Annotated in this window: 27 protein-coding genes; 17 read left to right on the plus strand and 10 right to left on the minus strand. The window is 45.8% G+C overall.

The annotated features are described in order from the left end of the window. The first annotated feature begins 88 nt into the window (after positions 1–88). The 3 genes from ABS362_RS17680 to ABS362_RS17690 all read left to right on the plus strand — a co-directional run bounded on the left by ABS362_RS17680 (position 89) and on the right by ABS362_RS17690 (position 1,947). Positions 89–589 carry a CHRD domain-containing protein gene (locus ABS362_RS17680; RefSeq protein WP_350414158.1) on the plus strand — a complete coding sequence of 167 codons (501 nt, stop codon included), beginning with the start codon at positions 89–91 and terminating at the stop codon, positions 587–589. A 296-nt stretch (positions 590–885) separates the two neighbouring features. Continuing rightward, positions 886–1,359: a CHRD domain-containing protein gene (locus tag ABS362_RS17685; RefSeq protein ID WP_350414160.1), complete on the plus strand. Its 474-nt coding sequence runs from the start codon at positions 886–888 to the stop codon at positions 1,357–1,359. Between the two features lie 111 nt (positions 1,360–1,470). Further along, complete coding sequence (locus tag ABS362_RS17690) at positions 1,471–1,947, plus strand: GNAT family N-acetyltransferase (RefSeq protein ID WP_350414162.1); 477 nt, start codon at positions 1,471–1,473, stop codon at positions 1,945–1,947. Between the two features lie 13 nt (positions 1,948–1,960). Here ABS362_RS17690 and ABS362_RS17695 read toward each other — a convergent pair whose 3' ends face one another. Then, positions 1,961–2,521, minus strand: coding sequence for a DUF4864 domain-containing protein (locus tag ABS362_RS17695; protein ID WP_350414163.1), 561 nt, complete (start codon positions 2,519–2,521; stop codon positions 1,961–1,963). A 111-nt stretch (positions 2,522–2,632) separates the two neighbouring features. Between ABS362_RS17695 and ABS362_RS17700 the strand changes: the two genes are divergently transcribed. From ABS362_RS17700 to ABS362_RS17720, 5 genes are all read left to right on the plus strand, one after another. Then, positions 2,633–3,412: a phosphatase PAP2 family protein gene (locus tag ABS362_RS17700; RefSeq protein WP_350414164.1), complete on the plus strand. Its 780-nt coding sequence runs from the start codon at positions 2,633–2,635 to the stop codon at positions 3,410–3,412. Positions 3,413–3,463: 51 nt separating this feature from the next. Next, positions 3,464–4,744 carry a zinc dependent phospholipase C family protein gene (locus ABS362_RS17705; protein ID WP_350414165.1) on the plus strand — a complete coding sequence of 427 codons (1,281 nt, stop codon included), beginning with the start codon at positions 3,464–3,466 and terminating at the stop codon, positions 4,742–4,744. A gap of 167 nt (positions 4,745–4,911) precedes the next feature. Beyond that, complete coding sequence (locus ABS362_RS17710; RefSeq protein ID WP_350414166.1) at positions 4,912–5,355, plus strand: hypothetical protein; 444 nt, start codon at positions 4,912–4,914, stop codon at positions 5,353–5,355. A gap of 166 nt (positions 5,356–5,521) precedes the next feature. Next, positions 5,522–6,607 carry a DUF3616 domain-containing protein gene (locus tag ABS362_RS17715; RefSeq protein ID WP_350414167.1) on the plus strand — a complete coding sequence of 362 codons (1,086 nt, stop codon included), beginning with the start codon at positions 5,522–5,524 and terminating at the stop codon, positions 6,605–6,607. Between the two features lie 52 nt (positions 6,608–6,659). Beyond that, a complete protein-coding gene (locus tag ABS362_RS17720) occupies positions 6,660–7,100 on the plus strand; it encodes a hypothetical protein (RefSeq protein ID WP_350414169.1) in 441 nt (146 codons plus the stop codon). A gap of 63 nt (positions 7,101–7,163) precedes the next feature. Here ABS362_RS17720 and ABS362_RS17725 read toward each other — a convergent pair whose 3' ends face one another. The 5 genes from ABS362_RS17725 to ABS362_RS17745 form a co-directional block, all read right to left on the minus strand. After that, positions 7,164–7,394: a hypothetical protein gene (locus ABS362_RS17725; protein WP_350414171.1), complete on the minus strand. Its 231-nt coding sequence runs from the start codon at positions 7,392–7,394 to the stop codon at positions 7,164–7,166. A gap of 97 nt (positions 7,395–7,491) precedes the next feature. Then, positions 7,492–8,835: a lysophospholipid acyltransferase family protein gene (locus tag ABS362_RS17730; protein ID WP_350414172.1), complete on the minus strand. Its 1,344-nt coding sequence runs from the start codon at positions 8,833–8,835 to the stop codon at positions 7,492–7,494. 1 nt (position 8,836) lies between these two features. Continuing rightward, positions 8,837–9,751: a M28 family peptidase gene (locus tag ABS362_RS17735; RefSeq protein ID WP_350414173.1), complete on the minus strand. Its 915-nt coding sequence runs from the start codon at positions 9,749–9,751 to the stop codon at positions 8,837–8,839. Positions 9,752–9,870: 119 nt separating this feature from the next. Next, the gene (locus ABS362_RS17740) at positions 9,871–10,281 is read right to left on the minus strand and encodes a hypothetical protein (protein WP_350414174.1); all 411 of its coding nucleotides are present in this window, start codon (positions 10,279–10,281) and stop codon (positions 9,871–9,873) included. A gap of 187 nt (positions 10,282–10,468) precedes the next feature. Then, positions 10,469–10,714, minus strand: coding sequence for a hypothetical protein (locus ABS362_RS17745; protein WP_350414176.1), 246 nt, complete (start codon positions 10,712–10,714; stop codon positions 10,469–10,471). Positions 10,715–10,904: 190 nt separating this feature from the next. Here ABS362_RS17745 and ABS362_RS17750 point away from each other — a divergent pair, with 190 nt between their 5' ends. The 3 genes from ABS362_RS17750 to carB all read left to right on the plus strand — a co-directional run bounded on the left by ABS362_RS17750 (position 10,905) and on the right by carB (position 14,527). After that, a complete protein-coding gene (locus ABS362_RS17750; RefSeq protein WP_350414177.1) occupies positions 10,905–11,381 on the plus strand; it encodes a hypothetical protein in 477 nt (158 codons plus the stop codon). After that, positions 11,371–11,571 (plus strand): helix-turn-helix transcriptional regulator, encoded by a 201-nt coding sequence (locus tag ABS362_RS17755; protein ID WP_199111737.1) that lies wholly within the window; start codon positions 11,371–11,373, stop codon positions 11,569–11,571. Before ABS362_RS17750 ends, ABS362_RS17755 begins: the two co-directional genes overlap by 11 nt. Before the next feature lie 142 nt (positions 11,572–11,713). Then, positions 11,714–14,527 (plus strand): carbamoyl-phosphate synthase large subunit, encoded by a 2,814-nt coding sequence (gene carB / locus ABS362_RS17760; RefSeq protein ID WP_350414179.1) that lies wholly within the window; start codon positions 11,714–11,716, stop codon positions 14,525–14,527. Positions 14,528–15,255: 728 nt separating this feature from the next. On the opposite strand, the gene ABS362_RS17765 is transcribed toward carB, so the two are convergent. Further along, entirely contained in the window at positions 15,256–17,196 is a 1,941-nt protein-coding gene (locus ABS362_RS17765; protein WP_350414180.1) for an LTA synthase family protein, read from the minus strand. Positions 17,197–17,461: 265 nt separating this feature from the next. Here ABS362_RS17765 and ABS362_RS17770 point away from each other — a divergent pair, with 265 nt between their 5' ends. From ABS362_RS17770 to ABS362_RS17790, 5 genes are all read left to right on the plus strand, one after another. Continuing rightward, positions 17,462–17,737, plus strand: a complete 276-nt coding sequence (locus tag ABS362_RS17770) for a DUF4834 family protein (RefSeq protein ID WP_350414181.1) — start codon at positions 17,462–17,464, stop codon at positions 17,735–17,737. A gap of 83 nt (positions 17,738–17,820) precedes the next feature. Next, positions 17,821–18,747 (plus strand): hypothetical protein, encoded by a 927-nt coding sequence (locus tag ABS362_RS17775; RefSeq protein ID WP_350414182.1) that lies wholly within the window; start codon positions 17,821–17,823, stop codon positions 18,745–18,747. Positions 18,748–19,192: 445 nt separating this feature from the next. After that, positions 19,193–21,625, plus strand: coding sequence for a YfhO family protein (locus ABS362_RS17780; protein ID WP_350414184.1), 2,433 nt, complete (start codon positions 19,193–19,195; stop codon positions 21,623–21,625). A 149-nt stretch (positions 21,626–21,774) separates the two neighbouring features. After that, the gene (locus tag ABS362_RS17785; RefSeq protein WP_350414186.1) at positions 21,775–22,674 is read left to right on the plus strand and encodes a 1-aminocyclopropane-1-carboxylate deaminase/D-cysteine desulfhydrase; all 900 of its coding nucleotides are present in this window, start codon (positions 21,775–21,777) and stop codon (positions 22,672–22,674) included. A gap of 228 nt (positions 22,675–22,902) precedes the next feature. Continuing rightward, entirely contained in the window at positions 22,903–23,535 is a 633-nt protein-coding gene (locus tag ABS362_RS17790; RefSeq protein ID WP_350414188.1) for a DUF4230 domain-containing protein, read from the plus strand. Position 23,536: 1 nt separating this feature from the next. Here the strand turns inward: ABS362_RS17790 and ABS362_RS17795 are convergent, their stop codons facing one another. The 3 genes from ABS362_RS17795 to ABS362_RS17805 are packed head-to-tail and all read right to left on the minus strand — an operon-like array spanning position 23,537 to position 25,120. Then, entirely contained in the window at positions 23,537–23,776 is a 240-nt protein-coding gene (locus ABS362_RS17795; RefSeq protein WP_350414189.1) for a PLD nuclease N-terminal domain-containing protein, read from the minus strand. 30 nt (positions 23,777–23,806) lie between these two features. After that, positions 23,807–24,556: an energy transducer TonB gene (locus ABS362_RS17800; RefSeq protein ID WP_350414191.1), complete on the minus strand. Its 750-nt coding sequence runs from the start codon at positions 24,554–24,556 to the stop codon at positions 23,807–23,809. 60 nt (positions 24,557–24,616) lie between these two features. Continuing rightward, entirely contained in the window at positions 24,617–25,120 is a 504-nt protein-coding gene (locus ABS362_RS17805; RefSeq protein WP_350414192.1) for a regulatory protein RecX, read from the minus strand. 237 nt (positions 25,121–25,357) lie between these two features. Between ABS362_RS17805 and ABS362_RS17810 the strand changes: the two genes are divergently transcribed. Next, entirely contained in the window at positions 25,358–26,227 is an 870-nt protein-coding gene (locus tag ABS362_RS17810) for a DMT family transporter (RefSeq protein WP_350414194.1), read from the plus strand. Positions 26,228–26,307 lie beyond the last annotated feature (80 nt).

Genomic DNA, 26,307 nt, shown 5'->3' on the forward strand with positions numbered 1-26,307 from the left:
TATAGCTGCTTACATAATAAAAGATGTTATTAGCAACTATACCTGTAATGCCAAGTAAACTATATAAAAGGTTATTTATTAGAGTACTATGAAAATAAATGTACTTCCGGATTTACGTATTCTGGCTATATGTGCGTCGCTGTTTGCTTTTACCACTGCCTGCGATGAAGATGAGGATCCTCCTGGAGTAAATAAAAGTTTAGAGTTTACTAACATTGAGTTAAGTGCCGCAAACCAGGTACCAGCCTTTAGCGATGAGGAACTGGAGTTTTCAGGGTTCGGAACCTTTAACGGTACATATAATGATGCGACCAACATATTAACCTATACTATAGTCTGGAACCTGGTCCGGTTTAATGATGCGGCAACTGGCATGCACTTTCATGGGCCGGCAGACCCGACCGAAAATGCAGCTATAGTTATGCCCATCGAAGGTTTTGACAATACAACCATAGGCACTTTTTCTGACGCGACCGATCCGCTTACAGCACAACAGGAAGCCGATTTGAAAGCCGGCTTATGGTATATCAATATTCACAGCACAACATACCCCGACGGAGTACTAAGAGGCAATCTGATAGTGGAGTAACTACAGGCTGATATAGCTGTGTATCATATTCCGGAGTCATTATAGCGCTGCTATATGAACGCGGTCTGTATCTGCTCGTGCCTGTTACATCCCTGTTTTAAGAAATATACTAATGTAAGTGGTTTACTTATAGTATAGTTGCTTGCCATAAAGTTTATAGCCTCTACACTGCTAAGTATTATAGCTTACGGGAAAGTGCCGATTATTTAAAACAAACTATATGTGGCATAGTACATTATATATTACATTACATTAATCAGAAAGCTATGAAGAAGTCTGCAATTTCAATCTTACGCATGCTAGCGATATGTATACCGCTGCTTGCCTTAACCGCCGCCTGCGACGACGATGACGACGACGTAATCCCGCCACCTGTAGAAGAGCCTGACCTGGAATTTGTTGATATAGAACTGCTTGGTGCCAACGAACGACCAACCCCTGTAGAAACAACCGGCTCTGGCTCATTAGATGCTGAGTACGATGATGATACAAATATCTTAAGCTACACTGTAACCTGGACGCTCGGCAACGCGGAAGACGAAACAGTTGCTATGCACTTCCACGGGCCTGCAGGTCCTGATGAAAGCGCTCCGCCTGTGATCACAATTGATCATGGTGACGGCGATTATGTTGGTTCGGTAACTGCTGAAACTGATCCGCTTACCGCAGCACAGGAAGCCGATCTTAAAGCTGGCCTTTGGTATATCAACATCCATAGTACTACCTATTCTAATGGCGAATTAAGAGGCCAGCTTATAGCAGAAGATTAATTTATTCATTTCCAGTTCTGAAAGGTCCTTTTCTAATGAGAGAAGGACCTTTTTGTTTTAGGTAATAACCTGAGTGCGTACCTTTGCAACTATAGTTTAGAAATTCACTTTATGCATACCCTACCAACCACAGCGGTAACTATACTTGATTTTAAGCCACAGCACGCCGCCAAATTCAGGGAACTGAACGAAGAATGGATAACACGTTACTTTGTAATGGAAGATGCCGACCATAAGTCGCTGGGCGACCCGCAAGGCTACATTCTGAATAAAGGCGGTTATATTCTGATGGCGGAGTATAATCAGGAAATTGTAGGAACCTGCGCCCTGATAAATGATGGAAATGGTGTGTTTGAGTTGGCAAAAATGGCAGTATCACCAAAAGCACAGGGCCGGAAGATCGGAAAGCTACTGGGTGAAGCGGCCATTCAAAAAGCCCGCGAAGCCGGTGCTGCAAAAGTATACCTGGTATCTAACCGGAGATTAGAAACAGCCCTTAACCTTTACAAACGACTGGGTTTTACTGAAGTACCTATGCCACCCAGCATTTACGAGCGTGCTGATATTAAAATGGAGATAATGTTATAGTTTAAACTATAGTTCAGGCACTGTAGGTTGGCCTGTTGTCTTCCAGGCGCACAACACCAACGGTTAGCCAGCAGCCTTTATAGTAGCCTTTGGTCTGGCGGGCCAGCATAAACAGGTAAGCCGCTTTCTCGTTGTTTTCAGTAGTAAGTACCACCAACTGGTAAGCCGATTTGCCGGTTATCACCATATTGCCTTTTTTGGAGGATTTAAAGTTGAGCATTGGCTTGTAAACCGGGTCACGCACCAGTACCCTGAAATGCTCTATCGGGCCCATACTTATTTTACTTACCGGGGAAGAAAAGTTAAAAACTGTGATAATGCCACTGTCGCTGCCATCGTTCTGTTGCAATGCTTTCAGCTGAATCTGAACTACCTCTTGCGGTGTAAGTGCTTTTGATGGGCGTAAATAGCTCCAGCTTGATGCTGAGGAAGAAGATGTTTCGGAGGAAGTATAATTAGCATAGTGCGCCTGGCCCTGCTCTGGCATTAAAGGAAAACTACCTATAAAAACCAGGAGCAACAACAACCCAACTACAAGTAAGGCCTTATCTACCATGCCATCCAAGCCCTTCATATAGTACTGTACTTTATATAGAAGTCTATAGTTGTGCTTTTGCCGGATTTTTGATGCCCGGAAGTATAAACAAAAAAGGTCCGCTTCGTATACCTGCTCAACGCTATATTTATGAAGGACCTGCTCACATACTATATCACCGAATTCAGGAACTGGTTTACTGGTATCCCTGCCGTACATCGGTTCAGCCGGCAACACCCTACCGTATCAGGTTTTATCAGCGACAGGTTTGATACCGACTTGTTTATGGGTTTGCCGCTTACTTTGCTGCTGGTAGTAGGGGTAGTAAATGCCATGCTGCTGTCAGAGCTGGCCGAAAGCGTGATAGATGCCGAATGGGTAGTAGTAGCAGACCAGGAATTTACAAACCTGTTGTATAGTATGCGCTCCGAAACACTGAGCCTCATATTTTTTAACCTGACCCTGCTGGGCGAACGGGAGGCCGTTTTTATTATTGGTGGTATAGCAACAATTATACTGTTGTACCGGAAACGCTACTGGGCTATAATTGCTTTCTGGCTGGCTATGGGTGGTGTTGGCCTCTCGGTAAGGTTCGCTAAAACGTTTATCAGTCGCGCCCGCCCCGCAGAAGTAGCCTATTACCAGGTCGAGCACTTTTCTTTCCCGAGCGGACATGCAACTACAGCCATGGCACTTTTTGCCTTGCTGGCCTACTTTATTTACAGGCACAACCAGAAAAAGCCGTATCGTAAGCTTATAGCCTGGCTCGCTGCTATCCTGATCATACTGGTTGGGTTCAGCAGAATTTACCTGGGAGTACATTTCTTATCCGATGTATTAGCAGGCTTTATATTAGGGCTTCTGTGGACACTGGTTGGCGTAAGCTTAGTCGAGGTGATGCTGCATAGGAAGAAAAGAAGAGAAGTATAGTACTATAACTTTATAGCTATACTTTTTAAACGTGTATTCGTATGCAAAATCATGCAAACGAGACCCTTACGCAGTTTCTACTGCCTTGCCCTTATACTTCTTTTCTGGTTGGCTGCTATGCCTGCGGCTTCGGCGTATGGTGTGCTATCGCACCAGGCTATTATTGATGCTGCCTGGGAAAAAGACCTGAAACCGCTCCTGCAGAAACGCTACCCCAGCACCACAGAAGAAGAACTTAAAAAAGCACATGCCTATGCCTATGGCGGCGCCATTTTGCAGGATATGGGCTATTTCCCGTTTGGCAGTAAATTTTTTACCGACCTGCTGCATTATGTGCGTAGCGGCGATTTTGTAATGAACCTTCTCTCCGAAGCCCGAAACGTAAACGAATATGCCTTTGCCCTAGGCACCTTAGCCCACTATAACGCCGATATTTATGGTCACTCGCTGGGTACCAACAGAGCCGTGCCGCTGGTTTACCCAGAGTTAAAGCAGGAATTTGGCAGCACCGTTACCTTTGCAGATCACCCGGTATCGCATGTAAAAACTGAGTTTGGGTTTGATGTACTGCAGGTAGCACGCGGCAACTATGCACCCGAGTCGTATCAGCAGTTTATTGGGTTTGAAGTGGCGCAGGAACCGTTGGAGCGAGCATTTGTTAAAACCTATGGCTTAGAGCTCGGCGATGTGTTTGTAAATGTTCCGTTGGCAGTTGGCACCTATCGTTATACTATAAAAAACCTGATGCCCGACCTTACCCAGGCCGCCTGGAAAGCAAAACAAAGCGATATAAAGCAAGCAAAACCCGGAGCAACCCGCCGCGATTTTGTTTACCGCATGAGCCGCGCAAAATATAACAGCAAATGGGGCAAAACCTACGAAAGACCGGGCTTCTTTACACGTGTAATGGCCTGGGTCATTAAGATCCTGCCAAAAGTGGGGCCGCTCAGGTCGCTGGGTTTTACCATGCCTACCCCCGAAGCAGAGCAGCTGTTCTATAAAAGCTTTAACACCACTGTAACCAAATATGCAGGTATGCTACAGCAACTACGCAGCAATAGATCGGATATGGCAAACATGCAGCTTGATACCGGTAAGAAAACAGAACCGGGCACCTATGCCTTAACCGATGAGACCTATACCACGCTACTTGAGAAACTGGACAGCAAGAAGTTTAAATACCTGACACCCCAATTGCAGCAGGACATAATTAATTTTTATAAAAACATGAAGCCTGCCAAGGACCGGGAACAGCAGAAAGAACAGGAAAAGGCCAAAGAAGCGCTGGAAAGGATGAAAGCACACAAACCGGTAGCGCAAAACAGTCTGTAATTATAGACAGATGTAATTGTGTATAAAACGAAATAACGCAATTGATGTAACTATATGCTCTGAAAACCGATAAAATAAGTCTGACATATCCGGAACAGGCAATGAAAAGAGGTAGTTGAGTTTCCGGATTTTCGGTTTAAACAACAGTAACTAAAAACAATAAAACCATGGAAAACAAGCAGAATAGCTCGCAGAGCAATCAATTTTCTAACCAGTCGTCACAGAGCAACCAGCCTAATGCAAGCCAGTCTTCGCAAAGCAGCAGCCGTTCGCAGAGCAGCCAGCCTACTTCGTCAAGTACTACTGGTTCAAGCATAGGCAATCAGCAAAGCTCACGTTCTGGTTCAAGCACTAACACAAACTCTAACTCAGGATCTTCATCATCTAAAATAGGTGGTATGGATATGAATACAGTAACCAGCAAGTTACAGGAGTATGGTACAACTGCCATGAACAAAGTAAATAGCCTGAGCACTACCCAGAAAGTAGTAGGTGGCTCACTGCTTGCTTTAGGTGCAGGTTGGTTAGCCATGAACCGTAACAAAACTGCGAAGAATAAGAATAAACTGAACACAACAAGAAGCAATAAGTTCGGCAAATCATCATCATAGCCGAAACTATAGTTTACCACTCAGAAAGCCCGGTGCCATTGCATCGGGCTTTCTGTTTTATAGTTGTGCCGCTAACTATAATTTCTGATTTTTATAGTTGCCGGCTACTAAAATAAAGCTGGTGCGTAAACTCTACCTCAACTAACAAACTATAAACCAACGCCGCATGGCAAAACAAGTAACCCTCCACTTCGACCCTGAGTTAAGCCTTAACAAGGAAGAGAAACATGTACGCGATGGCCTATCTACAGTGCTGCATACCGGCGACAACCTATGGCTAAGCTGCGACGAGCGCACAACTATAGAACGGCTAACCAGGCAACAGGATGGCTCATTCGGGAACCACAGATCTTTTTGCCTTAGCGACTACCTGCAGCTCCCCGACGGCTCCAACAGTGAAATAGACATTGAAGGGATGGGCATGGAAAACAACTACCTGTGGCTGATAGGCTCGCATAGTTTAAAGCGCAAAAAGCCCCGCAAGCACCAGAGCGTCGCCAAACAGATGCACCGGCTGGCACAGGTAGTAACAGACCCAAACCGTTACCTGATCGCCCGTGTGCCTGTTTATAAAGACAAGAAATCCGGAGACTACACCATCTGCAAAGAATGCCCCGACCCTAACAACCCGGGCAGGACTTTGCGTGCCGCCCAACTAAAAGGGAGCCACAACAGCAACGTGCTTCTTGAGACACTACGCAACGACGAACACATCGGGCCTTTTATGCATATACCCGGCAAAGACAACGGCATTGATATAGAAGGACTTGCTACCAGCGGCAACAAACTGTATTTGGGGCTGCGGGGGCCGGTGCTGCGTGGCTGGGCCATAATACTGGAGGTGGAACTGGAAGATGACGGAGAAGGACTGCTGAGGCTTAAACAAATAAAACCGGACAGACCTTATAAAAAACATTTCCTGCACCTGAAAGGCAAAGGCATACGCGAGCTCCGCATTATGGGCAACGATATGTACATTTTGGCTGGCCCAACTATGGATTTGGATGGTGTGATTGCTGTGTACCGCTGGCGAAACGCCATACATGTTACCGGCGAAACGATGGTGCACACCGCAGACCTGGAACGGTTATGTGAAGTGCCGCACGGCCACGGGGCAGAAACCGGGAAAGACAAAGCAGAAGGACTGGCCGTATATGATGAGCACAACCTGATGGTGGTTTTTGATAGCCCCCGGGATGCCCGTAAAGTTGGCGAGCACGGCGTCACTGCTGATGTCATTAAAGTTGATTAAGCAGCCACTGAACTATAAAACCGTATACAACAATCTACAAACAAAATAAGCTATGAAAATACTGGAAGCATTAGCAGGCGGCCTGGCAGGTGCCTGTATCGTAACCCTGACCCACGAAAGTTTAAGAAGAGTTGTGCCCGAAGCCCCGCGCATGGACATACTGGGGATGCGTGCCATTGCCAAACTAATGGAGAAAGCCGGAGCCACTCCGCCCGACGATGATACCCTGCACGACTGGGCCCTGGTGGGAGATGTGATCTCGAATGGATTATACTATAGTCTGGCAGGTGCCGATAAAAATGCTTTGTTGCGCGGCACGTTTCTGGGAGCTATGGCTGGTATTGGCGCCATTACCTTACCAGGTCCGCTGGGCTTAGGCGAAGCACCAAGCGAGCGCACCACCGAAACCAAAGCGATGGCTGTTGGCCTGTACCTGATGGGCGGTATAGTTGCCGCACTGGCAGCACGCGCTATTGTAAAAGCAACAAAATAAGAAAGACATGAAAACTATAAACCCCGGTGCCTTATGTGGTGCCGGGGTTTATAGTTTATTTTATTACTGATCTTCGTTGCCAGCACTCTCGTCTGTTGGCGGGTTCTGGTAACTGGTATCCGGATTGGTGTCTATAGTTGTGGTGTCGGTCATTTCGCCGTTCATGTTGGTCTGGGTATCTTCGGTGTTGGTATTACCTGCGTCTACGCCGGTGGTGGTTTCGGAAGAGCAGCTAGCCAGCAGGCCGGTAGCCAATACGCCAACAGCCAGTAAATTCATCGTTATCTTTTTCATAGTTGTATCAGTTTATAGTTCCGCCAAAGGGCAGATCGTCTCAGGTTTTACGCAGGTTTCGGGCAAGAGTATACTATAAACCTTTCATCAACTATAGTTAGCTCACCTTCTGAAGGTAATCCTGCTGCGCTTTTTCGAGTAAGTTGATGATATGCTGGCGCTGGCTCCGAAGCTTTTCTACAATATTTTGCCGGCTATAGAACAGGCGTAAAAGCAGCCAATGGCTTTGAGTATGCTGCAGCGTGTTCCAGTAATGCAATGTAAAAAATCCGCTTAATGGCAGGCTCAGGAAATAGAGTAGCAGCTCAAGTCCATCTATGTTCAGCCATCCGTGCGCCAGCCATAGTTCAAGCCCATAACATATCGGGAAAGTAAAAATACCAGCAGTCAGCATGATAGGGGCAATCCATTCTTCCTCTTTGGTAACAGTATGGGCCACTTTAGACGGAACAATGTACGGAATATAGTTGTGCACCAGGCCAAAAAGGTAAAGCGGAAACCCGACAACGATGTACAGCAACCCGATGATACTTTGCTTCATCACATCGTGGCTTTCTTTGCTTAATACCGGGTCCTGTATACCCAGGCGTTGCAGTTGTTTGGTGTAGTTGTTCAGTTCCTGTTTTATAGTTGCTATCCGGTTGGGTTCTGCCTGGCTAAAATGGGCTATGCTTTTAATGATGCCTTTGGTAACTATAAAATCCTGCTCGTGGGGCAAGGCGCCGACTGGTACGGTTGGCGCAAGCCGGTCCCGGTAAATAGCTTCCACCTGCCTGGCCAGTTCGTCTTCTTCGTCTGTGGGAGTATGGATGATCAGCTTTTCCAGGCGTGTGCGTATCTCTTCGGTGAGGGCAAGCACTGCAGCCGGTCCGTCCAGGTGATAAGCGTTCAGGTAATCCGAAACGGAAATAGGTTTGCCAACATTTACAAACACATCGCTCCGGAAGCGGGTAGGGGCAGAGTAATTTAACCCGACTGGTAGTATCTTCACTTCCTGAGCCGTAGTTGCAGCAGCCCCCAGGGCAATGCGGGCTGTGCCGGTTTTTAGTTTGCGCAGGCGGCGCTGGTTAAAGCTGTTGCCCTCCGGAAAAATAAGCAGTGTTTTCCGTTGATCGAGAGCCTTAAAGCTGGCGGCAAAAGCTTCGTCGTTACTTATAGTTGCGTTAGGGTTATCTTCTTTACGGTGTATTGCTATCAGGTGCATCTGGCGCAGCATCCAGTTCTGAAACGTAGAGCCAAACACAGTGCTCTTGGCTATAAAAAATACCGGCTGTTTTAGCTGTGCAGCTATCACTATCGGGTCCATAAACGTGTTCGGGTGGTTGGAAACTACCAGCAAAGGGCCGTTGTCGGGCACCAGGTGTGCATGGCGCACTTCCAGTTTCCGGAAAAAGAACCAGAGTCCGCCTTTGTAAAGCAGTTTCAGGAAAATATAAAGCATATTATGGTAAGTTCAGAATGGATGTATAAACGGCATCTACCACCTCGCCCATGCGCTTAAAATCCAGGGTATAAATGGTGTCGGTAGGTTGGTGGTAATTGCTGTTCCGGTAGAAAGAAGTATCTGTGATCATGAGCGCATCGAATCCGAAACGCCAGTAGTTCAGATGATCGGAAAAGTCTACGCCGGTTAAAAAGGCAGGTGCCCGCAATGATTTTACAGGTAGCTTAGCCGCCTTTTTATAGTTGCGCAACAAACTTCGCCCGAAACTGCCATTGCCAAAGCGCTGCACGATGGCAATATAGTTGCCGCGGCTGCCATAAAACAGTTTCAGAGGGGCTACAGGGTAACGTTGCGAGCCTTTTTCATCTTTAAAGTAACCGATCATTTCCAGGGAGATCATACCCATTACATCGGCTTGTTGCTCATAAAGCGAGTTTGCATGCACGTAGCTGCCCATGTGCTCAGTCCGAAAATACGGAGGCTCCTCTAATGTATAAGCAACAAAATCTATCCGGAAAGGCAAGGTGTGTTTATCGAGTAACCTGGCAAGTTCCAGCAGGCCGGCAACACCGCTGGCATTATCGTCTGCGCCGGGCTGGTCTTCACACACATCATAATGTGCTCCTACCACCAACCTTGGCGCATCTGCAGGGCCCACTGATAGTACAACGTTTCGGTATTCCTTGCCGTCCACAGTATATACCTGCTCCTGTACCTGTCCGTTCAACTGTTCAAACTCATGACGGATATAGGCTGCTACCTGGTTAAGTGCGTCGGTGTGCTGATGGTTGCGGGGTTGTGTTGTACCGGTAATGGCTAGCAAATGCTGCTTTAGTTTTACAGTATCTGCATTAACGGCAAAGGCCGGTGTGGCACTTACTAAACAGGCCAGCCATACAATTAATCCCTTCATCAGAGTTTTGGAAATAAAATGTAAGGACCAAGATAGCAATTTATAGTAGATAACCACCACCTGGAGGGCGGGGCAGGTCAGAGAGAAATATCAACTATAAGCTTATTTGCTGACAGGAATTAAGAATAACTTTTAACCGGAGGCACTAATGTTAGCCAGTCGTAAGCAGAGGTCAGGTCGCTGAAGGAGCGGGTCTCGATGTAGTCTTCCAGCTGTTTGTAAAGTTTTTGCTGCTGTTGCTCGGTTTCAGGGTGAAAGGAGTGGATAACAGCCATCTTTTTAAGCGGCAGTTTGGCGTAAGCTTTTGCAAATATGGTGCAGGTCCAGTGCAGATCTTCTTCCGTAACAGGCTGAAGCAGGCGCTTGTCCAACACTGCATATTCTATTTGCAGCTCACGCGCAATCCGGACAATGTTAATCAATGCCTGCCGGTATTGTAAGCTGCTGCAGCCACTATACCATTGGGTAATTAAAACATTGTTCTTTTCATGATGCTCAACCTGCAGGTAATCTGTATGGAAATATACCATGCTTTTGTGTGTTAGACTGTATAATATTAATCATAATTAATTGGTTTTGAAAACGTTTTGCAAAAATTAATATATACTTAACTGTTGATGCTCAGATTTATAGCTTTCTAACTATAAGCCCAATATAAAAGTGGCCCTGTACCAGCGTTAGCTAGGCATAGGGCCACTATAGTTACACAGGTAAAATTTACTTAGTACGCAGATTGTTAGCGTTACTGCCGTCCAGTTCGCGGGTATCTTTTTCGTTTTTAGCGGCTACATTTCCACCCACTTCCTTGCCTTCCGGCTCCGCATCCAGTATGTCTTCCGATTTTGGGGTTTTAATTTCCAGTTCGTCTTTCTTCACACCTTTCAGTGGTTCCGGGTTCTCATCGGGCAGGCGTTTGCCTTCGTCAGCGTTTGTTATGATATCGTCTTCTTTTGGAGTTTCCATAGTGCTATAGTTTAGTACACTTATAGTTACGCAAAAGCAGTACAGGGTTTATGCTGTTATAAATATTTATTTACCAATTGATCTATAGTTGAGGTTTAGAAAACAATATTAAATGGAAATAAGTATTTACTTTATGTATACTATTTTTTACATTTGGTAAATTGATTTGTACATATAAATCTTATGTTTTATGATAAATGAAACCACATTCCAGTTACAGCTGCTGCCTTATACTTATAAAAAGTACGGCTTCTGGATCCTGATCTTAGGATTACCTATAGTTGCGGCTATCGTTTACCTGTTTAAAAGCACCGGCTTGATCACAGATTCCAGGTCTTTTTTTGATGAGTGGAATGACACGCTGGTTTATTATCCGATCATAATCGGTATGGCTCTACTGGTTTTTTCGGAGGAGAAGCAGGAAGACGAAATGGTGCAGAGCCTGAGGTACAAAGCTTTTGTGAGCGGTGTATTTTTTCTGGTCATAGCGCTGCTGTTTTTGCCGGTCTTTAGCATTATAGTTGATTCTGTGAGAGGCAGGAGTCTTGGAATGCCAGATGCCGGTGGTATGCTCGGGGCGCTGTTTTTACTTCTGATCTATACCTACGCATCTTTTAAGTATAACCTGTACCGCACGCGCAAGGCCCTGGAAACTGATGAAGAATAACATAAAAGTAGAGCGGGCTAAAAAAGACCTGACCCAGGAACAGCTTGCCGAAACGCTTGGTGTTACCCGCCAGACTATAAATGCTATCGAAAAGAATAAATATCTGCCATCTACACTGCTTGCGCTTAAAATGTCGGCCTTGTTCGGTGTAACCGTAAACGAGCTTTTTATTCTTGAAGAAGGCGACTGATTTGCATGAACTACAAGCTATAGTTCATGCAGTTACAACCCAACAATCTGAAATTAAATTTGCGTTTAACCGGATTCCTTTTGCCTGCCCCAACAATTTGCCTTAACTTTGGGCAATTTATACCTACCATACAGCTCGTACTATGCCAAAAGACACCAGTATTAAATCAGTTCTCATCATCGGTTCCGGACCTATCGTTATCGGACAAGCTTGCGAATTCGATTATTCAGGCTCCCAGGCCGCCCGCTCTCTCAGAGAAGAAGGGATAGAAGTTACGCTCATCAACTCCAACCCGGCCACTATCATGACGGACCCGGTTACGGCCGACAACGTGTACCTGAAGCCGCTGGAGAAAAAATACATCATCGAGATACTGGAGAAGCATAAAATTGATGCCGTGCTACCAACTATGGGTGGTCAAACTGCCCTTAACCTGGCCATCGACTGCGAAAAAGCCGGTATCTGGAAAAAATATGGTGTCCGCATTATTGGTGTGGATATCAAAGCCATTGAGACCACAGAAGACCGCGAGCAGTTCCGACTTAAAATGCTGGAGCTTGGGGTGAATGTTTGTAAAGGCGAAACAGCCACATCATTCCTGGAAGGTAAAGAAATTGCCCAGGAGATCGGTTTCCCGCTTGTAATTCGTCCGTCGTTTACGCTGGGCGGTTTTGGTGGCGGATTCGTGAATACACCCGAAGAGTTTGATGCCGCCTTAACACGCGGTCTGCACTCATCGCCAACCCACGAGGTGCTTGTAGAGCAAAGCATCTTAGGCTGGAAAGAGTACGAACTGGAACTGCTCCGCGATAATATTGGCAACATCATCATCATCTGCTCTATCGAGAACTTCGACCCGATGGGCATACATACCGGCGACTCGATAACCGTAGCGCCAGCCATGACACTGCCAGACACCGTGTACCAACAAATGCGCGACCTGGCCATTAAAATGATGAATGGCATCGGGCAGTTTGCAGGCGGTTGTAACGTACAGTTCTCCGTTAACCCGGAGGATGATACCATCATCGCTATCGAGATCAACCCGCGTGTGTCGCGTTCATCGGCGCTGGCATCTAAAGCTACCGGTTACCCGATCGCTAAAATAGCTGCTAAACTCGCTATTGGTTATAACCTTGATGAGCTGAAGAACGCCATCACAAAAACGACATCTGCTTACTTCGAGCCTGCCCTGGATTATGTTATAGTTAAGATACCACGCTGGAACTTCGATAAATTTCCGGGTGCCGACCGTAAGCTTGGCCTGCAGATGAAATCGGTGGGTGAAGTGATGGGTATTGGCCGTACGTTCCAGGAAGCGCTGCAGAAGGCTTGCCAGAGTTTGGAAATTAAGCGTAATGGTATTGGCGCCGACGGTAAAGAGAAGACCGACTATAACTACCTGATCGATAGCCTTACAAATGCCAGCTGGAACCGCCTGTTCAGTATAAAAGATGCCATGCGCATCGGTATCCCTACCAGCACCATCCAGAAGATCACGAAAATTGATCCATGGTTCCTGGCCCAGATAGAAGAACTGGACATGATGGAGAAGGAAATAGAAAAGTATAACCTGACCAACATTCCGTCTGACCTGCTGCGTGAAGCCAAAGTAAAAGGCTACGCCGACCGCCAGATTGCGCACCTGCTGCGTTGCAAGGAAAGTGAGGTACATGCCCTTCGCACCGAGATAGGTATAAAGCGTGTGTACAAAATGGTGGATACCTGCGCTGCCGAGTTCGAAGCCAAAACACCTTACTATTATAGCACTTTTGATGGTGAGAACGAAAGCATCTCTTCTGACAGAAAGAAAGTGGTCGTGCTTGGTTCAGGACCAAACCGCATCGGGCAGGGCATTGAGTTCGACTATAGTTGCGTGCATGGCGTATTGGCTGCCAAAGAGTGTGGCTACGAAACCATTATGATCAACTGCAACCCTGAAACGGTAAGTACAGACTTCGATATTGCTGATAAACTATACTTTGAGCCCGTTTTCTGGGAGCATATTTACGATATCATCCTGCACGAAAAACCGGAAGGCGTTATAGTGCAGTTGGGTGGACAAACCGCTCTAAAGCTGGCCGAGAAACTGGATCGCTACGGTATAAAAGTGTTGGGTACCAGCTACAAAGCCCTTGACCTTGCCGAAGACCGTGGTTCGTTCTCATCTTTATTACGTGATCTGAATATTCCGTATCCGCCATTCGCGGTTATCGAGACGGCTGAAGAAGCGCTGGAACTGAGTAAAGATCTGAAATTCCCGCTGCTGGTGCGCCCAAGCTACGTGTTAGGTGGCCAGAACATGAAGATCGTGATCAACGAGAAAGAGCTCGAAGCCCACGTAATCGACCTGCTGAAAGACCACCCGGGCAACAAAGTACTGTTAGACCACTTCCTGGATAAAGCCATTGAAGCCGAAGCCGATGCCATTTGCGACGGAGAAGATGTGTATATCTGCGGAATTATGGAGCACATTGAGCCAGCCGGTATCCACTCCGGAGACTCGTATGCCGTGCTGCCACCTTTCGACCTGAGCGAGAACGTAATGCGCCAGATTGAAGAGCACACCAAAAAGATAGCTGTTGCCCTGAATACGGTTGGTGTGATCAACATCCAGTTTGCCATTAAAGATGAGGTCGTTTACATCATCGAAGCAAACCCGCGTGCGTCGCGTACCTTCCCGTTCATTGCAAAAGCTTACCGCGAACCTTACATTAACTACGCTACCAAAATTATGCTGGGCCACGCTAAAGTGAAGGACTTTACCTTTAACCCGCACAAGCAAGGCTACGCGATCAAGGTTCCGGTTTTCTCTTACAACAAGTTCCCGGAAGTAAACAAAGAGCTCGGCCCCGAAATGAAATCTACCGGCGAAGCAATTTACTTTATAGATGACCTGCAGGATGACTACTTCACCAAAGTATATTCTGAGCGAAACATGTATATGAGTAAGTAAGCTCAGATAATAAATATGGGAAGCCCTTTGCTATAGTTTAGCAAAGGGCTTTTTTGTTTTTCCCTCTTGTCATCCCTAACGTCAGCCGAGGGATCTTAACTGTCCTATAGTTTTCCTTTTGTCATTTCGAACAGCGTGAGAAATCTATCTCAGCTTATAGTTAGCTATTGTTGCAACTGTAACCAATGTAACCAAGCAATCCTTTCATAGTCACTTTTAATCCTGGGAGCTCACTTGCCTACAGTTCTATAGTTTGCTTTGGTGCCCTCACGGCCGGGAGGCCCCGTCTTTGGGCATCGCGCTGCTGCTTTCTTGCTACCCTCGCTCTGCTCGGGTTGCCTCACGGCACCGCAACAAATCAAAGGCGCTCAACCCAAAGACTGTGATCAGTTCGATAGCTATAGTTGCTATAGTTGGAACTGCTATAGTTGCATCGCCTTATCGTGCCTATAGTTCGGTAGGGACAGGTCTAGACCTGTCCGATCATGGTCTGTAACTATAGCTAATTCAGATTTCTCCTTTTGTCGAAATGACAGTTGGGCAAGCAGTAGCAGAAAAGTCCCCCTTTGAAGGGGGCGAGGGGGATGACAAACGGTAACTATAAAACAAAAAACTAAACTATAGCAACTTCAGAAATTCCCCTCTCGGGGGGGCAGGGGTGGGTTAGAACTCCAACTACAAAACAATAGCAGCTACATAACCCTACAACCAATCAACCCCTAAAAACCTTACTCCACCAATAGCTTATTATCGATCATCCGGTTGTTATACTGCTGTATAAAAGCCTTTACACGGTTTTCCATTTGCTGGCGCTTTTCAGGCAGGCTGTCTTTCAGATCCTGTTTCAGCATGATATCCTGCTGGTAATTGTAGAGGGCTATAGTTTTGGCACCATCAAACTGCAGCAACAAGTCGCCTTCTATCCACTGATATACACCGGCGTTGTAGCTTACCGCAAAATCCTGAGCAGTGGTATCCAGCATATTCTTCCCGAATGAGAAGTAAGGTTTATTATAGTTCAGGTAACTAAGCACGGTTGGCATTATATCGAGTTGCTGCACTACACGTTGTTCTGTGCCTTTAAAAGCTTTGTCGCCGGGGGCATAGAACAGGACGGGTACTGCAAAGGCTCCCCAATCAGTGTTGTACTCCGGATAGTGGCGCGGGGCACCGGCATGGTCTGCGGTTATCACGAAAAGTGTGTTGTTGTACCATGGCATTTTGCTGGCCTTCTCGAAAAATTTCTTCAGCGCCATATCGGTATAGTTGATGCCCTGGAACAACGGCAGTGGCCCTTTTTTTAATTTTCCTTCGTAACGTTCCGGTACTTTGTAAGGATGGTGAGACGATAACGTGAAAACCGTGCCCATAAAAGGCTCCTGAAAAGTATTCAGTTTATCGGCTGTGAACTGCAGGAACTCTTCATCCCAGATGCCCCACATGCCATCAAAATCAGCGTCGTTTTTATACTCGTCTGTGCCATAGTATTCCTTCACGCCTATCAAATTCATAAAAGCACTGAAGCCCATAGAGCCATTTGGTGCTCCGTGGAAGAAGGCTGTATGGTAACCTTCAGCGTTTAAAGTGCGCGGCAAACTTGGCAGATCGTTGCTCGCGTATGGTGTTAGTACGAATGGTTCCTGTATGCTGGGTATACTAGTAAGGATAGACGGCAGCGCGTCGATGGATTTTTTACCGTTCGCAAACGAGTGCCAGTAAACTTTGCTGTCCTGCATGAGCTGGTCCAGGAACGGGGTGAAACTCTGGTAGCCATCCTTGCCGATTCTATCAGGGTTGTAGCCGCCCATGGCCTCTTTGCCAAAACTCTCCAGCACTATTATCACCACATTTTTCTTTTGGAAAGCGGCTGTGTCAGAAGGCGTATGGATAGGCGAATAGATATCTTTTAGCTGTTGCTCCTCAAAATAATTAACGCGGCTATAGTTGGTCTTGCCTATAGTCCGCAGCATCGAGAATGGCGTGTTGAGCACCAGGTACATTTCGTTCGGACGTTTTACATATTCGCCGGCGTTACTTAGGGTAATAGGTCTGGTGCTGTGCGCAAAACCACCGCGCATACCTGCAACCGAAAGAAATACGATAAGAACCATAACTGCTGTGTGTGCCGGATAGTAGACCCACGACGAAACCCTTGGCGGCGACTGCATCTGTATCTTGCCATACAGCCACGCCAATAACGCGACCAGCAACAACCAGATAAGCGGAATGTACCAGAAATCAACTATAAAGCTACCAGCCAGTGCGCCCCCGTTCTCGTTGGCAAATTCCTGTAATACGCTCCAGGTAGTGCGGCGCAAGGTAAAGCGGTAATAAACAATATCGATCAGGTTGGCAGACAGGGCAATGCTGTTGGTAACTATAAATACATACTTCAGCAATTTGCGGTAGCCTGTGTTATACCGGAACCTGAATGGTAGCAGCATAAGCGCCATAAAAAGCAGGTTGGTATACAGCACCGTAGACAAGTCGAAGCGAAGACCGGCCAGCAGAAGGTAAGCAAAGTCGGCTATAGTGGTGGCCTCAAACAGATGCCTGTTCAGCACAAAGAAAAGGATGCGGGTAATGGTGTAAAACAGCATGGCCAGGCTCAGGTATAAACCCAGCGCCGCATGCACATTCTGCCACGTATATTTTTTATCTGAAAGCATGGTTAGTACAAACTATAAAAAGGCGCCCATCTTAAACTATAGCTCAGTAAAAGCGCAGTGCAAAAGTAGGCTATTTTTAGGACGAACTTTGGCGTTTACAGGATAAATACACCGGAAAACCAAAGAGCTTCGTCTGTTAGGAGCAAATGTTTTACCTTTGTAAAAAGTCGCTGGCAAACTGTCAGTAATAAACATTTGGTAAGGTAGTTGTGTAGTATAAGTAACTATAATCTACTTTTTACTCTGGCTTATAACTCTGAAATTAATGATCAAGTTCCTAATTATTACCGTTCTCATAATCCTGTTTCTCCGGTTGGTGGCACCGGTGCTGTTGCGTTTTTTATTGGGGATGTTCATCAAAAAAAGCATGCGTAACGGCACGTTTTTTACCAACATGCACCAGCAGCAACGCCCGCAACCAAATGGCAACACTGGCAATGGCCGCGCAAAGGGAGATATCAAGATCGATTACATACCTAACCAACCAGACCGTAAAGGCTTTGATGGCGGTGAGTATGTAGATTATGAGGAAGTAAAGTAAGCCCGATTTGTTTTCGCAGGCACGATACTTGTGAACTGCTGTTTTCTATAATTTCATAGTTTGTACTTAACTACGTGTACTGTATGCGGAAGCATTTCTACCTCTACCTTTCTGCTGTTTTACTGGCCGCCACTGTGGCAGGCTGCACAGCGCCCCGCTCGGTTATCCATTCGGGAAAAGTAACCCCAAAAGGCCAGTTTAAAGCCGGTTTTAACATGGGCGGCAATATCGCCAGCGAACCAATAGCACAACTTGATGATATAACTGATGCCGCTATTGACGCCATTGCCAACAAAGAAGAAGTAGACTACAACGAGCAGATAGATGTAGCCTCGAAAGCGCTGGTGGCTTACGCCCTTGACCCTGTTGGTACTACCTTCGATTTTTACCTGCGCTATGGTGTGGCCGAACGTGTTGATGTTGGGTACAAATATGCGACCGGCGTGCACGTTTTCGATGCAATGTACCAGTTTATGGGCCCGACCGGCACTCCCGAGAACCCCGGCGTAGGCGATTGGTATGGTAGCGTAGGTTTGCAATATTCAGGGCAGAGCTCCGGTATTTTCGATAAACTGTACATAGATAAGCTGATACCGGTGCTGGAGTTTTCGGCTACCCGCCGCGACATTGTCATTCCGTTGGTGTTCAGCAAATCGTTTGGGCCGGAAGAAGAGATCGGCAACATCTCGTTTGGACCGGTTTATAACCACACGTTCATAAAATATGGCTTCGACCCAAGTCGCATTGTAAAAGATGTTGGCGGCGATAAAGTACCCGTTGAAGGTGTGTATGCAAAAAATAATTTCCCGTCGTTTGGCTTCTTCGTGAATGGGAAGATCGGGTTTAAGTTTTTGTATGTGCTGCCATCGTTAACCATGTATTACCAGGACTACGGTACCTACGATTTCCTGGAAGGCAAGCAGTTTGATTTCTCTGGTATAACAGTTATTCCATCTATAGGTCTGCAGGCAAATTTTGGCGGCGGCCGTGGTGCCAGCAGAACCAGGTAAACTCTAAATAACCCTAATCTTACCGGCGCCGGAATCTATCCGGTGACGAAAAGTGCGCGCGAGTCTCCAGGCTCGCTGCAAGTAAGCAACTATAAAAAGCGGCAGGAACAGGTAAAATCGTTCCTACCGCTTTTGTTTTGTGCCTAAGTCCCGAAATGTAAGCTAGCTCTTCCGGATTTGCAATCCGGAAGTAAAGTAACAGCAGATTTATAATCCCCAACACAAAGACCTTAACAATTGGCAAACAAGCGGATTACAGATCCGCAGGGAAAAGGTTCCGGATTACAAATCCGGAACAGCAGATGACAAAAGCGTTTGGGATGCGTGCATATCCCTTACAACCATAGTTTACAGCTCAAAAACTGCTAACCCAGTCACCCCATAATGCAGAAATAAAATAAAAGTCATATCTTTCAACCTCTATATTGATGCATCTAAAACAGATATGACAGCTTCTATTAACTTTAAACGCGACGTATTACCTCATCTGATCGCGGTTCTTGTTTTCTTGTTACTTACAGTCGTGTATTTTGCCCCGGTCGTGTTCGAAGACAAAGGCATGGCGCAGCACGATATTCTGCAGTTCAGGGGCGGTGCCCAGGAAATAATGCAGCATCGCGAAAAGACCGGCGAAGAAGCCCTCTGGACAAACTCCATGTTCGGCGGTATGCCGTCTTACCTGATCAACACACGCTATCCTGGCGATCTGTCGGGAGCTATACATACCGTGCTTTCGCTTAATCTGCCGGCAATGGCGGGTAATATCTTTATAACACTCCTTTGCGGCTACATTTTACTGGTAACATTGGGCATGCGCTCATGGCTGGCTATAGTTGGCGCTATCGCATTTGGCTTCACGACTTACAACATCATTATCCTGGAGGCAGGCCACAACACCAAATCGCTGACTATAGCTTACATACCAATGGTGCTGGCCGGTTTGTTTTATACCTTGCGGAAGAATCTATGGTTAGGAGCCGCCCTTTTTGCACTTGGCCTGACGCTAAACCTGCACTTTAATCACCTGCAGATGACCTATTACATGCTGTTGCTGGTGATCGTGTGGGGTATAGTAGAAGTTATTTATGCCGTTAAGAACGGAACTATAGTGGAGCTTCTCAAGCGTGGCTCCATTCTGTTAGTGGCAGCCATTTTAGCAGTTGGTGTAAACTTTGGCCGACTGGCAACTACAGCCGAGTACAGCAAATACAGCATTCGTGGCAAATCTGAGTTAACGGCGCCAAACAGCGGCGACAAAACCAGCAGCGGCCTGGACAGAGAATATGCGTTTAACTGGAGCTACGGCATCGGCGAAACTATAACATTGCTTATCCCTGATTTTTACGGCGGTGGAAGCAGTACACCTTTAGATAAAGACTCTGAAACTTATAAAGCTTTTGTAGGCATGGGCGCGCCGCCGGTGCAGGCCGAGCAGATCGTGAGTCAGGGCATGCCAACGTACTGGGGGCCTCAGCCTATGACGAGCGGACCGGTTTATGCAGGCGCTATCATCTGTTTCCTGTTTGTTCTGGGCCTGTTTATAGTTGAACGTCGCTGGACGAGCTGGCTGGTAGCCGGAACTATACTTTCGCTGTTGCTGGCCTGGGGACATCATTTCTCGGCCTTCAATTACTTTATGTTCGATCACTTCCCGCTGTACAACAAGTTCAGAGCGGTTTCGTCGGCGTTGGTAATTGCCCAGATCATGATTCCGTTGCTGGCCATGCTGGCACTTTGGAGAGTTATCCGTGACCGCGATGTGATAAAAGAACTGGACAGAAAACTATTGATGGCTGGTGGAATTACGGCTGGTATCTGTTTGCTGGTTTGGTTGTTTGGTGGCATGGCAAGCTTCGCTTCTGAAGTTGATGCACAATTGTTACAAGCTCAATATCCTGTAGATGCTATCCGTGCTGACCGCGAAGGCATGATGAAGTCGGATGCGTTCCGCTCGTTTGCTTTTATAGTTTTGGCACTGGGCATTCTGTACTTCTATGTTAAAAATAAATTGTCGGCAACTATAGCCATTGCGGGTGTGGGTGTATTGGTGCTGGTTGATCTTTGGACGGTAGACAAACGCTACCTGAATGACGGCGACTTTAAAGAGCAGGTAATTGCCAACTATTTCCAGCCAACGCAAGCCGACCAGATCATTCTGCAGGATAAAGATAATTACCGTGTGTTTGATGCGACCAACCCGTTCAACAGCGCACGTACTTCTTATTTTCATAAAAACGTAGGTGGCTACCATGGGGCAAAGCTGCGTCGCTACCAGGATGTGATAGATCGTCATATTTCTCAAAATAACCTGGAAGTGCTGCGTATGCTGAATACCCGCTACGCCATTACCGGCGACCAAAAACAACCTGTGCAACGTGTACCGGGTGCGTTAGGTAATGCATGGTTTGTGGAGAACATCGAAAAAGTTAATACACCGGATGCTGAACTGGAAGCCTTAACCGGTTTCGATGCTGGCACCACGGCTATAGTTGACGTTACTAAGTTCCCGGTACAGGAGCAGAACTACACGGCAGATAACGCAACTATAGAACTTACAACCTATGAACCGGATTACCTGAAATACGAGTACCAGGCAGCGCAGGCAGGCTTTGTAGTGTTCTCGGAGATATATTACCCGGCTGGCTGGCAGGCTTATTTAGATGGGAAACCAGTAGATCACCTGCGTGCAAACTATATTCTGCGTGCGATGCAGGTACCGGCTGGCAAGCATACGATAGAGTTCCGCTTCGAGCCGAAGACGTACACGATCGGCAATACCGTGTCGCTGATCTCTTCTATTCTTCTGTTATTGGTAATTGCCGGTGCCATTGCTTACGGCTTCAAGAAGAAGGAAAGAGAAGAAGCGATTGCTGTGTAACTATAACTTTCTATTGTCATCTCGAACAGAGTGAGAAATCTATCTGTAATTTTAATTAGATTTCTCCTTGCGTCGAAATGACATTTGAGAATAATTAAACTATAAAAGCCCCGACTATAAAAAGCCGGGGCTTTTGCGTACTTAACTTTATGCAGGCACCTTTACAGCAACTACAGCATCCGCTTTTACAAGAGCATAAACTTATACTTTGGGTAAAGCGCGAAGACCTACTGCATCCGCACATTTCCGGTAATAAATGGCGAAAACTGAAGTATAACCTGCAGGAAGCCAAAGTGCAGGGCAAAGAAACTCTACTTACATTTGGTGGGGCTTACTCTAATCACATAGCAGCAACTGCCGCAGCCGGCGCAGAGTTTGGTTTTAAAACCATTGGTATCATTCGTGGCGAAGAGCATTTGCCCTTGAACCCAACCTTGCAATTTGCTACGGAGCAGGGCATGGAACTACACTACATTTCCCGTGAACTATACCGGCATAAAAACGAACCATACTTTTTAGCTGAGCTGGCTGTAAATTATAACCAACCCTACCTGGTTTCCGAAGGCGGCACCAACCAACTGGCTGTAAAAGGCTGCACCGAAATAATAGATGATATTGATGTTGATTTTGATGTAATCTGTTGTGCCAGCGGAACAGGCGGAACTATAGCTGGGCTGATTGCTGGGTTGGCAGGAGAAAAGCAGGTACTGGGTTTCCCGGCGTTAAAAGGCGGAGATTTTCTGAAGGATGAGATTGATCAACTGGTTTACAACTATAGCGGTGAAAACTATAGCAACTGGCAGCTTATCACGGATTATCATTTTGGGGGATATGCAAAGGTGAAGCCCGAGCTGCTGGAGTTTATTCATCAGTTTCAGGAGCAGCACCATATTCCGCTGGAGCCAGTATATACTGGCAAAATGTTTTATGGCTTGTTCGACCTGATCGCGAAAGGTTATTTTGCAAAAGGTACGCGAATAGTGGCTGTGCATACGGGCGGTTTGCAGGGCAATGCGGGCTTTAAAGAACGACTGGGGATTGACGTATAGTTGTAACAGGAACAGTTTTTGTAACCATAACTATAGTTGCAGGGTTCTTATCCTGAAAGATGATTTATCTCAAACGTAAATCATCCCCCTACCCCCTTCCAAGGGGGACTTTATCTGCAAATGTAATCCAATTATAGATTTACGCATTGCGAGTGTCCCCCTTGGAAGGGGGTAGGGGGATGACAACATCAGGAGATTTAAAAAAACAGTACATAACCAAACAACCACATGCCCTTACTCCGAGTTTTAATACGCCTGCTTCCCTGGATACTTGTGATCACGGTTGGTATTTTTATCTGGCGCAGTTTTAAGGATTTTTTCGGCACGGATGAAAAAGAAGAGCCAGCCGTGTCAGTAACCTATAATACTATACTTACATCTGTAGAAGAACTGGGTAAAATGGAGCTGGTGCGCTACAATTTTAAAGATGTGGTGGAGTATGAAAAAGAAGTATCTCGGTTTGTGCCAAACTCTAAAGTGGTGCTGATTGTGGCTGGCGAAGCAGTTGGGTGTGTTGATTTTACAAAGATACAGGCCGGCGATATCGTGTTTGAAGGCGACTCAGTGGTTCAGATCGCGTTGCCGGAGCCGGAACTATGCTACTATAAAGTAGACCACAGCCAATCGAAGGTTTTTAGCAAGGAGAACACGTATTTCCAGGATGCGGAGCTGGTGGAAGAAAGCTTTAAATATGCTGAAAACAATGTAAAAAGAGCTGCCCTGAACTCCGGAATACTTCGCCAGACAACCGAAAATGCCGAAAAGATTCTAAAGCCGATGCTCGAAGAAATTACGGGTAAGCGTGTGGTGCTTGTACCACAACGCCGCATTCAGAACCCGGAACTGCCCCGCAAACTATAGTTTATACAGATCTCACTTTCTGCCTACGACCTATTACCAGGTAAAGTATAGCGCCCAGGAATGGTATAAAAGTAACCACTACCACCCAGATCAACTTTGTAACACTATCTGCAAAATTGCTCCGTAGCAGATCGATGATAGCGCCAAGCCATATACCGAATGGTATTGCAAAAAAGAGTATGACGAATAGCAGTTCTTGTGCAGCTAATCCACCGAGGAAAAGTAAAGTTGTTTCAGGCATGTGAATGGGGTTAGATTTGTTTGATAAACTTTATTTTAAGCTAAAACGAAAAGGGAAGCTAAAGTCTGCAGATATATTTTTTCCATCATTCATAGCCGGTATCCATTTTTTCTTTGGTAATAACTTGGCGACCCTAATTGCTTCCTCATCTAATAGCGGATGCGCAGATTTAGATAGCCGTACATCTTTAAGATTTCCCTTCTCGTCAATAGTGGCCGATACCAAGACTAACCCCTGTATATTATTCTGTTTAGCCTGTTCTGGGTAATTAATGTTTTCTGTCAAGAATTTAGTAAATTCTGTGTCACCACCTGGAAATTCAGGATTTTTATCTATTTCCTGAATACCATGTTTTTCAAATTTCTCCTTTTTAGTTAAAGTAGCTAAATATTCTCGGTGAATGACATGTTGTAGTTGTTTACCTGTTATAGCGTCATAGTTGTAAGTTTCAGCAACTATATTATTTACCCATATCATCTTTTGAGTGAGCGCACCTGAATCATTATAATATTTAAACTCTCCATCTCTGACTTCAGGTTTCAAGGATGAAAAGTAACCACGCATTTGTACATTCCCTTTAGGGTAATAATCAGTGACTTCATATTTGGCTGTAGATGGAGTATTAGTCTTTATTACTCTATAAAAGTGTCTTGATTCTGTATCGCTTGTTTCTTTCCACTTCTTGTCATACCATATAGTATCTGCATTTTGAGCATTTACATTAAAGTAAAAACAATGCGCTAGGCAAAAGATGAGGGAAAATTGAAACAGCAATTTCATATATAAATGACTAAGATGAATAAGCTAAGATATAAATTATTCTTAAGTATATTCAAATATCTATTCCCGCTCCAAACCTTTCAGCGCATCCTGCACCAGGTCACTCTCATACCCTTTGCTCTGTAAATAGTAGCTCAACTTTTGTCGGCGGGTGAAGGGGTTTTGCTCTTTTTCGGTGGCGTTCTTTTTCTCGAGCAGGTGCAGGAGGTTCTGTTCGTATAGTTCGGGGTCAATTTCTTTCATGCCTTGCTTGATGCAGTAATCCGAAATGCCTTTTGACTTTAAGCCCTGCATAATTTTGCGGCGGCCCCAGCGCTTCAGGCCATACTTGCCACGCACATAGCTTTGGGCATAGCGCTCTTCGTCAATCAGTTTTTCCTGGCTCAGTCGCAGGATCAGTTCTTCCACATCGTCGGGCTCCAGGCCATAACTATAGAGCTTGGTGCGTACTTCCTGCTGCGTGCGGTCCTGGTAGGCGCAATAGGCGGCAGCTTTTATCAGCGCCTCTTTCGGGGTATAGGTTTTCTGCTTTTTCTTCTCCAAACTATAAGTCCGTTTACTCAACTATAAACATAGTATAGAGTTAGAAAGTTAAAAAGTTTAGAAGTTAGAAAGGTGATTTTAGTTAAGAGTCACTTTAGTTAAAGAGTTTAGGAGTTAGAAAGTTGGGAGGTTAGAAAGTTTAAAATCCTGCAAATCTTTAAATCCTGCAAATCCTGATTCAGATAGCAATCAACAATTTAACAATTCAACCATTTAACCATTAAAGCCTACCTTTGCAGCGCTAAACTATAGTTGCCTATGTTTTCGAAGGGAGTGCAGTACATGTTGCTATCGACGTTCTTTTTTGCGCTGATGAACGTGTGCGTGAAGCTGGTGCCGCATATTCCGGCCGTGGAGATCATCTTCTTCAGGTCGGTTATCTCTATGGCAATGAGCTATATAGTGTTACGCAGGCAGCAGGTAAACATCTGGGGCACACATAAAGGGCTGCTTATAACAAGGGGTATAACCGGGGCTATCGCGCTCATTTTATACTTCACAACTCTGCAAAATATTCCGCTGGCTACGGCTGTAACCCTGCAGTACCTGTCGCCGATCTTTACAACCCTACTGGGCATTTTTATAGTTAAAGAGAAAGTGAAGCCGTGGCAATGGGTCTTTTTCCTGGTGTCGTTTGCCGGTATTCTGGTTATTGAAGGGGTAGATGCACGTATTTCGCCATTTTACTTAATGATAGGTGTGGCAGGCGCTGCCATTTCAGGTATTTCCTATAACGTTATCCGGAAACTCAACACCCGTGAGCATCCGCTGGTTATCGTGTTTTATTTTCCGATGGTGGCGCTGCCTTTTTCGGGTATCTATAGTCTGTTTGAGTGGGTACAACCTGCCGGCTGGGACTGGGCTATTTTGCTACTGGTTGGCGTTTTTACGCAGCTGGCACAGTATTACATGACCATGTCGTACCAGTCCGAAGAACTCTCTAAAGTTGCCCACCTGAATTATATCGGTATTTTTTATGCGCTGGGGCTGGGCTTTATTATGTTTGGTGAAACCTTTACTATTGGCTCGTATGTAGGTATGGCGCTGGTGCTGGTAGGCGTAATTCTGAATATCCGGTACAAAAGTAAATTAGCCAAAACAGCCGATTTAGAGGCGATTTCAAAATAAACTCAGTATAAAAGTCAGATAAAATATGAAATAAGCGTATAATATGTAACGTTAGCTATATTTATTCCATATAAGGCCAA

Source organism: Pontibacter populi, assembly GCF_040278685.1.
GTDB classification, from domain to species: domain Bacteria; phylum Bacteroidota; class Bacteroidia; order Cytophagales; family Hymenobacteraceae; genus Pontibacter; species Pontibacter populi.

Excerpts from the sequence above, each read along its gene's own strand:
- ABS362_RS17810 (WP_350414194.1), top strand. The coding sequence starts at position 25,358 with ATGTTTTCGAAGGGAGTGCAGTACATGTTGCTATCGACGTTCTTTTTT.
- ABS362_RS17715 (WP_350414167.1), top strand. The coding sequence starts at position 5,522 with ATGGCAAAACAAGTAACCCTCCACTTCGACCCTGAGTTAAGCCTTAAC.
- ABS362_RS17770 (WP_350414181.1), top strand. The coding sequence starts at position 17,462 with ATGATCAAGTTCCTAATTATTACCGTTCTCATAATCCTGTTTCTCCGG.
- ABS362_RS17730 (WP_350414172.1), bottom strand. The coding sequence starts at position 8,835 with ATGCTTTATATTTTCCTGAAACTGCTTTACAAAGGCGGACTCTGGTTC.
- ABS362_RS17800 (WP_350414191.1), bottom strand. The coding sequence starts at position 24,556 with ATGAAATTGCTGTTTCAATTTTCCCTCATCTTTTGCCTAGCGCATTGT.
- ABS362_RS17785 (WP_350414186.1), top strand. The coding sequence starts at position 21,775 with ATGCAGGCACCTTTACAGCAACTACAGCATCCGCTTTTACAAGAGCAT.
- carB (WP_350414179.1), top strand. The coding sequence starts at position 11,714 with ATGCCAAAAGACACCAGTATTAAATCAGTTCTCATCATCGGTTCCGGA.
- ABS362_RS17685 (WP_350414160.1), top strand. The coding sequence starts at position 886 with ATGCTAGCGATATGTATACCGCTGCTTGCCTTAACCGCCGCCTGCGAC.
- ABS362_RS17695 (WP_350414163.1), bottom strand. The coding sequence starts at position 2,521 with ATGAAGGGCTTGGATGGCATGGTAGATAAGGCCTTACTTGTAGTTGGG.
- ABS362_RS17740 (WP_350414174.1), bottom strand. The coding sequence starts at position 10,281 with ATGGTATATTTCCATACAGATTACCTGCAGGTTGAGCATCATGAAAAG.
- ABS362_RS17680 (WP_350414158.1), top strand. The coding sequence starts at position 89 with ATGAAAATAAATGTACTTCCGGATTTACGTATTCTGGCTATATGTGCG.
- ABS362_RS17745 (WP_350414176.1), bottom strand. The coding sequence starts at position 10,714 with ATGGAAACTCCAAAAGAAGACGATATCATAACAAACGCTGACGAAGGC.
- ABS362_RS17750 (WP_350414177.1), top strand. The coding sequence starts at position 10,905 with ATGATAAATGAAACCACATTCCAGTTACAGCTGCTGCCTTATACTTAT.
- ABS362_RS17720 (WP_350414169.1), top strand. The coding sequence starts at position 6,660 with ATGAAAATACTGGAAGCATTAGCAGGCGGCCTGGCAGGTGCCTGTATC.
- ABS362_RS17790 (WP_350414188.1), top strand. The coding sequence starts at position 22,903 with ATGCCCTTACTCCGAGTTTTAATACGCCTGCTTCCCTGGATACTTGTG.
- ABS362_RS17765 (WP_350414180.1), bottom strand. The coding sequence starts at position 17,196 with ATGCTTTCAGATAAAAAATATACGTGGCAGAATGTGCATGCGGCGCTG.
- ABS362_RS17725 (WP_350414171.1), bottom strand. The coding sequence starts at position 7,394 with ATGAAAAAGATAACGATGAATTTACTGGCTGTTGGCGTATTGGCTACC.
- ABS362_RS17780 (WP_350414184.1), top strand. The coding sequence starts at position 19,193 with ATGACAGCTTCTATTAACTTTAAACGCGACGTATTACCTCATCTGATC.
- ABS362_RS17700 (WP_350414164.1), top strand. The coding sequence starts at position 2,633 with ATGAAGGACCTGCTCACATACTATATCACCGAATTCAGGAACTGGTTT.
- ABS362_RS17755 (WP_199111737.1), top strand. The coding sequence starts at position 11,371 with ATGAAGAATAACATAAAAGTAGAGCGGGCTAAAAAAGACCTGACCCAG.
- ABS362_RS17705 (WP_350414165.1), top strand. The coding sequence starts at position 3,464 with ATGCAAACGAGACCCTTACGCAGTTTCTACTGCCTTGCCCTTATACTT.
- ABS362_RS17710 (WP_350414166.1), top strand. The coding sequence starts at position 4,912 with ATGGAAAACAAGCAGAATAGCTCGCAGAGCAATCAATTTTCTAACCAG.
- ABS362_RS17775 (WP_350414182.1), top strand. The coding sequence starts at position 17,821 with ATGCGGAAGCATTTCTACCTCTACCTTTCTGCTGTTTTACTGGCCGCC.
- ABS362_RS17795 (WP_350414189.1), bottom strand. The coding sequence starts at position 23,776 with ATGCCTGAAACAACTTTACTTTTCCTCGGTGGATTAGCTGCACAAGAA.
- ABS362_RS17735 (WP_350414173.1), bottom strand. The coding sequence starts at position 9,751 with ATGAAGGGATTAATTGTATGGCTGGCCTGTTTAGTAAGTGCCACACCG.
- ABS362_RS17690 (WP_350414162.1), top strand. The coding sequence starts at position 1,471 with ATGCATACCCTACCAACCACAGCGGTAACTATACTTGATTTTAAGCCA.